Genomic DNA, 1,163 nt, shown 5'->3' with positions numbered 1-1,163 from the left:
GACCCCGCCCGCCGGTTGTCGTCGATCGACGTGCTCGACGAGGCGGAGCATGCCCGGCTCCACAACTTCGGCAACCGTGCGGTGCTCGACCTGCCGGCGCCGATCGGACCGTCGATTCCGCAACTGTTCGCCGCCCAGGTGCACCGCGCCCCGGAGGCGGTGGCCATCACCTGCGGAAACCGCTGGTGGAACTACCACCAATTCGACGCTGCCGCGAACCAGTTGGCGCACTTGCTGATCGAGCATGGCGTGGGCCCGGGGGATCGGGTGGCGCTGCTGGTTCCCCGGTCGGCCGGGGCTGTCGCGGCGATCCTGGCGGTGCTCAAAGCCGGAGCGGCCTACGTGCCGATCGATCCGGGCCTGCCGGCCGCGCGGATCGACTTCCTGCTCGCCGATGCCGCACCGGTTGCCGTGCTGACGATCAGCGGGCTGCGATCGCGCCTGGACGGCTGCCGCCTGCCGCTCCTGGACATCGACGACCCGGCGGTGGACACGTTCCCCTGCACCGCGATACCGGCCCCAGACCCAGAGGCCACCGCCTACGTCATCTACACGTCCGGCACCACGGGGATCCCCAAGGGAGTGGCGGTCACCCACCGCAACGTCACCCAGCTGCTCGAGTCGCTGGACGGCGAACTGGATCTGGGGCAGGTGTGGACGCAATGCCACTCGTTGGCCTTCGACTTCTCGGTGTGGGAGATCTTCGGTGCGCTGCTGCGCGGCGGGCGCCTGGTGGTCGTGCCCGACGACGTGGTCCGTTCGCCGGAAGACCTGTACGCCTTGCTGGTTCGTGAGCAAGTCAGCGTGCTGAGCCAGACGCCCTCGGCGTTCTACGCGCTGCAAACGGCCGAAGCGCTCTCACCCGACCTCGCCCAGCAACTCAAACTGCAGACGCTGGTGTTCGGTGGCGAAGCGCTCGAACCCCGACGGCTGGCCAACTGGCTGGACAGCCATCCGGGACGGCCCCGCCTGATCAACATGTACGGCACCACCGAGACCACCGTGCACGCCTCGTTGCGCGAGATCGTCGACGGTGACGTCGACGGCGCCGCCAGTCCGATCGGAAACCCCCTGGAGCATCTCGCCTTCTTCGTGCTGGACGACTGGTTGCGGCCGGTGCCGGCCGGCGTGGCGGGCGAGTTGTACGTGGCGGGCGGGGGTTT

1 protein-coding gene is annotated in these 1,163 nt (G+C 69.1%); it reads left to right on the top strand.

The features are described from left to right. Positions 1–1,163, top strand: a 1,163-nt coding sequence (locus A5704_RS09560) for an AMP-binding protein (RefSeq protein ID WP_156737647.1), incomplete at both ends; no start/stop codon positions are given.

The organism is Mycobacterium sp. E735, from assembly GCF_001666955.1.
Lineage (GTDB): Bacteria > Actinomycetota > Actinomycetes > Mycobacteriales > Mycobacteriaceae > Mycobacterium.
Note: the sequence above shows the minus strand (reverse complement) of the source record. Positions and strands in the feature narration are given on the sequence as shown.